The 6,756-nt window shown below is 63.5% G+C and carries 8 protein-coding genes; 5 read left to right on the forward strand and 3 right to left on the reverse strand.

What is annotated here, in order from left to right:
* Positions 1-73: 73 nt before the first annotated feature.
* Together EF294_RS21190 and EF294_RS21195 are read right to left on the reverse strand one after the other, a co-directional pair.
* Positions 74-328 carry a type II toxin-antitoxin system prevent-host-death family antitoxin gene (locus EF294_RS21190; RefSeq protein WP_246008016.1) on the reverse strand — a complete coding sequence of 85 codons (255 nt, stop codon included), beginning with the start codon at positions 326-328 and terminating at the stop codon, positions 74-76.
* Entirely contained in the window at positions 325-588 is a 264-nt protein-coding gene (locus EF294_RS21195; protein WP_123933163.1) for a type II toxin-antitoxin system RelE family toxin, read from the reverse strand. The genes EF294_RS21190 and EF294_RS21195 overlap by 4 nt, the downstream gene beginning before the upstream one ends.
* A gap of 1,195 nt (positions 589-1,783) precedes the next feature.
* Between EF294_RS21195 and EF294_RS21200 the strand changes: the two genes are divergently transcribed.
* Both EF294_RS21200 and EF294_RS21205 read left to right on the forward strand, forming a co-directional pair.
* Positions 1,784-2,164 (forward strand): hypothetical protein, encoded by a 381-nt coding sequence (locus EF294_RS21200; protein ID WP_123933165.1) that lies wholly within the window; start codon positions 1,784-1,786, stop codon positions 2,162-2,164.
* Positions 2,165-2,247: 83 nt separating this feature from the next.
* On the forward strand, positions 2,248-2,922 hold the full coding sequence (locus tag EF294_RS21205) for a response regulator transcription factor (protein ID WP_123933167.1): 675 nt from the start codon (positions 2,248-2,250) through the stop codon (positions 2,920-2,922).
* Here EF294_RS21205 and EF294_RS21210 read toward each other — a convergent pair.
* Positions 2,905-4,341, reverse strand: a complete 1,437-nt coding sequence (locus EF294_RS21210) for a sensor histidine kinase (protein WP_246008017.1) — start codon at positions 4,339-4,341, stop codon at positions 2,905-2,907. The genes EF294_RS21205 and EF294_RS21210 overlap by 18 nt on opposite strands.
* Positions 4,342-4,446: 105 nt before the next feature.
* On the opposite strand from EF294_RS21210, the gene EF294_RS21215 reads away from it, so the two are divergent.
* From EF294_RS21215 to EF294_RS21635, 3 genes are all read left to right on the forward strand, one after another.
* Positions 4,447-5,205, forward strand: coding sequence for a phosphatase PAP2 family protein (locus EF294_RS21215; RefSeq protein ID WP_123933169.1), 759 nt, complete (start codon positions 4,447-4,449; stop codon positions 5,203-5,205).
* Positions 5,187-5,999 (forward strand): COG4705 family protein, encoded by an 813-nt coding sequence (locus EF294_RS21220; RefSeq protein ID WP_123933171.1) that lies wholly within the window; start codon positions 5,187-5,189, stop codon positions 5,997-5,999. Before EF294_RS21215 ends, EF294_RS21220 begins: the two co-directional genes overlap by 19 nt.
* A 77-nt stretch (positions 6,000-6,076) precedes the next feature.
* Complete coding sequence (locus EF294_RS21635; protein ID WP_185091198.1) at positions 6,077-6,253, forward strand: hypothetical protein; 177 nt, start codon at positions 6,077-6,079, stop codon at positions 6,251-6,253.
* Positions 6,254-6,756 lie beyond the last annotated feature (503 nt).

A 6,756-nucleotide genomic window follows, 5' to 3' on the forward strand; every position in this document is an offset into this window, starting at 1 on the left:
CCGCAGAATCCATCATCGAGAAAGTCCAACGCGGACGCGACGCCCTCAACCAGATCAAATCCCAGACAGACCACTAGTCGAGGTCGACGCCCAGCTCGGCGGCAACCTTTTCGATCGAGGTGGTCACGCCATCGCGTTCATAGATCGACAGGCGATCGGCCATGTCGTCCATCTCTTCCAGCAGACTGCGGTAGCGACGGTCAGAGATCAGCACCGCGGCTGGCCGACCGTAGTTCATGATGATGACGTCGTCGTCATCAGCCTCACGCACCAGTTCTGAAAGTTTCGCCTTCGCCTCGCTCACCGGCACCAGCTTGTTCATGCTCATCGGTCGTAAACCTCCCTCCGGTGCCCAATCCGGGTCACCGTCACAATGCGTACCGCATCCTCTACGAGGTAGACGATCCGATAGTTGCCAACTCGGACCCGATAGCCCTCTGCCCCAGTCAGTTTCTTACATCCGTCAGGCCGCGGATCGTCACCCAGCGCATGCGCTGCACGGAGTATCCGCTGTTGGTCAGCACGCCGAATCCGCCGGAGCGCCTTCATCGCCGACAACTCGAACTCAACCTCGTACGCACGACTCACAGCTCCATCCTACCCCCTCTTGGTCCAACAGTCAGCACCCCATTGTTAGACCAACTTTATTGACCAACATTGTGGACTTATATTATGGTCCTACTTATAAGCGCATCAAGTAGCGGCACGAGTAACCCCAGCATCCGGCCGGACCCCAACCTCCACTACCCACGAGTCGAGTCGCCCACCTCATCACCGACCTCGACCGGCCCACATCGTCGCCTGTGAGACCCGTGACGTTTTCGTCACTGGTGACGAAAAACATTGCGCACCACCATAAACTGGTAACGAGACATGTCGAAGTAGGACGAGTAACCAAACCCCATGCAGTGCCCGTTTGCCGCCCGGGGCAGCCTATTCGATGTAGCCGGTGTCCGGGTCGACATCCTCGAGGAATTGCCGTACCGAGTGACGATGCTCTTCGGTGGTTGTCGGTGTCGGTGAAGCACGTTCGGCGGCGTCGGCGGCGGCTGCTTCTCGGTCGTTACCAGCGACGAACCGCCGGCTAACGCTGAACCCGTAGCCAGGGTTTGGCGGCCCAAGCTGGCTGTGGTCAACCTCGTGCAACGCGAGAATCTCTCATCTGTTTGCATGCACTGCTGCTGATCTGCAGATTGGGTTACTGGGCCACGGCGGCCGCAGAGCTCGACACCGGGAGCAGCCAGCGGTTTCGCTCAAGATTCAGTAGGACGAGTTGTCGCATCTGTTTGAACTCGTCTTATTTTTTCGCCGATAGCAATTATTACGCAAAGCTAGATCGAGACTGCGCGCTGAACCGCCCCGGCGTGTCCGGAGACTCTGTTCCTTTGTCGGATGACAACGTAACTGAGACTTTGACACCCTACTTGGGACTTGATGACACCTACTTGGGAGGCAGGGCCCTCGAGCTGGCACGATCCCGCGCGACCTCCCACATTCGTTGTCAGTCGATCAGCTCACTGGCCGCGCCAGTCGTTTTGTCTCAGATCACTTGTCACGCACGTTGATCGGCACCTGGCTATCGTCGCAGGTCGCCGACTTCCAGATGCCTGTCATTGCCACCAATTACCGCGTCACCCGACAGACGCGGTCGGATGATGTCGTTGAGAACGTTAGCTGTCCGGAGATCCTGTGGCGGTCTCAGTCGCTCCCAGGGTTCTCTCAGTGCCGTTCGAGCAGTCTCGTGGCGTGTCCGAGATCCGGGCACGGGTAGGAGGACTGACCGATGAGGAAGCCGAACGTCAAGCACACCGCGGTCGCGGTGATGATCGGGGCAGCGTCGTTGACCGGTGCGGGTTTCGGGATCGCGAACGCGATGACCCCGTCCACGCCGCCGGCGGTGACCCAGCACCACCAGGCACCGACACCGGGTGCGGTGGACAAGCCCGAGGCCGGTGACACCCCGGACGCGCCGGGCGCGGTGGACAAGCCCGAGGCCGGTGACACCCCGGACGCGCCGGGCGCGGTGGACAAGCCCGAGGCCGGTGACACCCCGGACGCGCCGGGCGCGGTGGACAAGCCCGAGGCCGGTGACACCCCGGACGCGCCGGGCGCGGTGGACAAACCTGAGGCTGGAGACATCCCGGACGCATCCGGTCAGAACTAACCTCGACACACCGATCCGGCAGTGCCCACACCGGGGTACTGCCGGATTGCTGTACTGGTTGAGCTGACGGCAAGGGAGTGAACGTGCGAATCCTGGTAATCGACGACGACGCCAACGGCGCGGAGACTGTGCGCCGAACTCTGGTCGCCGAGGGGTGGGTGGTCGACGTCGCCAACAATGGCGATGACGGATTTATGCACGCTCTGCACGGCCGGTACCAGGCGATCGTGTGCGACATCATGATGCCGGGCCTCAACGGGTACGAGGTGGTCCGTCGGCTCCGCGCCGAGCAGGTGTGGACCCCGGTGCTGATGCTGACTGCCAAAGACGGCGATTACGACGAGATCGATGCGTTTGACCTCGGGGCCGATGACTACCTGACTAAACCCTTTTCGGTCGAGGTCCTCGTCGCCCGATTGCGGGCGTTGATCCGGCGGGGCGGGCCGGGTCGACCGGCGGTCCTGACCGCGGGGTCGTTGACGTTGGATCCTTCGGCGCATCTGGTGCACCGGCGGGGTGAGGAGGTGGCGCTGACGCCGAAGGAGTTCAGCGTGCTGGAGTTTCTTCTGCAGCATGTCGGTGTCGCGGTCACCAAGACCGAGATCCTTGATGCGGTATGGGACAACAACTTCGATGGTGACCTCAATGTTGTTGAGGTCTATATCGGCTATCTCCGCAAACGCGTCGACCGGCCGTTCGGGTGCGCGTCCATTGAGACAATCCGTGGGATCGGGTACCGGCTAGTTGCGGTCGACTGATAGCGCACGCCCCCTGATGGTGTCCGGGGGGTCGACCGGAATTGTGATGGTGACGGCAGCACCACCGATCGGAGCCGCGGTGATGGTCACCGTCCCGCCGTGGGCGCGGGCGATCTCATCGACGATGGCCAGGCCGAGTCCTGACCCGCCGCTGCTGCGGCGGCGGTCGGGGTCGAGGCGGACGAACCTGTCGAGGACCCGCTCGCGGTCGGCGGCGGGAATTCCCGGCCCGTCGTCGGCGATGGTCACCGCGCAGGATTGCGCTACCTCGTCGGCGTGGACATCGATTCGGATGGCCGCGTGTGCGTGGCGCATCGCATTGTCGGCGATGTTGCGGATTGCGCGGCTGAGCTTCTCGCTATCTGCGTGCACCTGCACGGCATCGATGCGGGCGGTGACCGCGACTCCGCCGAGGCGTGTCAAGCGTCGGGCTTCGTCAGCGACGATGTCGTCGACATCGACCACGCTGCGGCGCAGAGGGATACCGCGTTCGTCGGAGCGCGCGAGGAGGAGTAGGTCATCGACCATCATCTGCAGACGTACCGCCTCGGGATACAAGATGGTGTCGATGGTCGAGTGATCGATGGACAAGCCCCGAACGCGGGCGAGGTCGAGTAGGCCCACCAGGGTGACCAGCGGACTGCGCAATTCGTGGGAAGCATCGCCAACGAACCGACGTTGAGCCTCGCTGGAGACGTGTAGGCGCTGCAACATTTCGTTCATTGTCGTTGCCAGCCGGTCGATCTCGTCACCGGTGTGTGGTTCGGAGACGCGCCGGCTCAGATCGCTACTGGTGATGGCGGCGACCTCGGTACGAATCTGTTCGACCGGTCGCAGAGTCCGCCCGACGAAGAAATAGGTGGTGGCGGCCAGTAGCACGAGGATGAGTGGGAACACCGAGGCGAACAGGATTGCCACAGTGACCACTACGTCGGTGATAGGACCTTCGGCGGCGGCGACCGCGATGGTGACCGGGCCTCTGGGGCTCGTGACGCCCAGAACGGTGACGCGATATTCGGTCGGATCGTCGCCTATGGTTGCGCCATCGAGGGTGGACCGCTCACCGGGTCCGAGCGGGTGGGTCAGTGGGGCGCCCCGGTCACCGGCGGTGCCGGCGATGACACGACCGTCGGCGCCGATGATCTGGATGACGTCGATGTCCTTCGAGGTCGTCAGCGCCGACGCGTCGAGACCGCTCATCGACTCGGTGCGCACTGTCGTCGCGAGCTCGACGGCACGCGCTGAGGTCGCAGCGTCAGCCGAGGTGAGTAGCGATTTGTGCAGCACCAGCAACATCAGACCCGCTGCCGCGGCCAGCGCTGCGGCGAGCAGTACCGTCGCAAGAATCGTCAAACGCGCCCGCACGCCGGCGGTGCACCGTCGCAACCAGGCGACTACCGATCGCAAGATGGGTGTCACAGGACGAGACTAAGCACTCACCTACCGCGCCCGCAGTATGGCATTTCAGCGTTCACTCAGCCCGCTACAGCGTCGCTTCAGCAATGCCTCGGCACAGTTGCGCGGGTGAACACCGATTTAGCGGGTGGCACCACACCACACCGCGCCGCCACAACTGCATTGCTGTTCCTCGTGTGGCTCCTCGGTGTGACGATCGCGTCGCACCACAACCCGTTCGCGGGCCTTGACGTCGCTGTAGGGGAATGGTTCGTCGAACATAGATCCCCCGGTATGACCGCAATCGTCTCCGCACTCACCGTCATCTTCAGTCCGGTGTGGGTGGGGATGTGGACGGTCATCAGCGCCGCCGTTCTGGGTGTGCGCGATCGCTCGCTCCCCCGGGCGACTCAGGTACTGATGACGGTGGCAATGGCCGGCGCGATGTGCGAGATCCTGAAGATCGCGGTCGGTCGCGCGCGCCCCCCGATAGCCCACCAGATCGGCGGTACAGAGCTATCGATGTCGTTTCCATCAGGGCATGTGTCGGGAACTGCTGCCCTGACCCTTGGTCTCGCGGTTGCCCTCACCGCCCGCTCTTCCATGGCTCGACGCGCCGCCGCGATCTGTGTGGCCCTCGCGGTGTCACTCGTCGCCGCCGCGACTCGCCTATACCTGGGGGCGCACTGGCTGACCGACGTCACCGCGGCGATCGCCCTGGGCGTGGGGGTCGCTGCCATCGCACCCGCGGTGACGGCCACCACGCTCACCCGCCTCAGCCCGCACCTCCCGGAGCGGTTTCACGCGTTCATCGACCCCACCCGCTCACGCGACGACCACGATCACGATCACGATCACGAGAACAGCCGATGCACCGCGACGCACTGACCCACGGCACTCCACACACCACGCGGTACGCCGTGAGCAAGGTCCCCGAGGTCACCATCTACTTCTGGGTGATCAAGATCCTCGCGACGACGGTTGGTGAGACCGCGGCGGATTACCTCAACGCGACCCTTGGATTCGGGCTGACCAACACCACAATCGTCACCGTCGTCCTCCTCGTTCTCAGCCTCGTCGGGCAGTTCGCGGCAGGCCGCTACATACCGGCCCTGTACTGGTGGATCGTGGTGCTGGTCAGCGTGACCGGCACCCTGATCACCGACAACCTCACCGACAACCTCGGCGTACCCCTGCCGGTGACGACAACGGTGTTCACGTGCGCGCTCGTCGTGGTGTTCGTCCTCTGGTGGGCCGTAGAGCGCACCTTGTCGATCCACTCGATCCGCACGCAACGCCGCGAAGCGTTCTACTGGCTGACCATCCTGCTGACCTTCGCCCTGGGCACCGCCGCCGGTGATCTGATCGCCGAACGCCTCGCCCTGGGCTACGGGTGGTCACTGGTGCTGTTCGCCGCCGTGATCACCACGATCACCCTCGCCCACTACGGATTACGGATCAACGCCGTCCTCGCGTTCTGGGCCGCCTACATCGTGACCCGCCCGCTGGGCGCCTCACTGGGCGACCTGCTCACCCAACCCGCCGACGCCGGCGGACTGGGACTGGGCAAGACCGTGGTCAACTCGGTCTTCTTCGTCGTGATCATCGCACTCGTCGCCTACCTCAGTGTCACCCGCGTCGACCGGCCCGAACAACGCGACCGCGAAGCTGCTACCGCATGACAGGTCGCGAACAGGCCGCGGCAGATACCTCGGGCATTCCGCGGTAGCTGCTCGTCGTCGCAGCCATCTATGGGGGAGTGGCCGCTTCGGCGCTCACCGCGGTCGTTGCTGCCGCCCAGACGCACAGCTCTCTCGCCGCGTTCGCGACGACGACCTGGTTGTGGGTGTGTGCGGCGACGACCGCGGCCCTCACCACGGCGGTTATCCTGGCCATCGGTGCAGGGGCGGCGGCAAATGATCACCGACAGCGCTGAGCGGACCGCCACGACCCCCGACGACGGGGTCACCGCCTCAGGGCCGTTGTCCATCCGCAGCACCGTCGGCGGGCCACGCTCAACAACAGCCGCCTGCCCATTCTTGCTATTGGGGTGCACACCCGCCGTAACAACAGCCGGTCGGGGACAGCAGGATTGCGGCCAATCATGTTGCTTTGCAACAGAATAAGTAGACGCGGTATGCGCTATCGGAGGTGCGGGTGTGTGACATCTCGGTGAGAAGATGCCATGTCATTGACATCGATGTGAGAAATTGACACGTTCTCCGAGAACCTACACCTTGTCCAGCAAACGATCTGGCTCTGAGTCCGGGTTCATTGTCCGGAAATAGGCTTCCGGTAAACGGTCGAGATGTCGGACCGTTTACCGGGTGCTAGTGGTCTGTCTGTGAAATAGTCTGGTATTTTGTAGTATGCCTGTTATGACAGCGGCGGCTTTGCCGGTGAGTGATTCTCAGCGTGCGGATTTGGTGCGGATGGCGG

The organism is Gordonia oryzae (genome assembly GCF_003797185.1).
Taxonomy (GTDB): Bacteria; Actinomycetota; Actinomycetes; order Mycobacteriales; family Mycobacteriaceae; genus Gordonia; species Gordonia oryzae.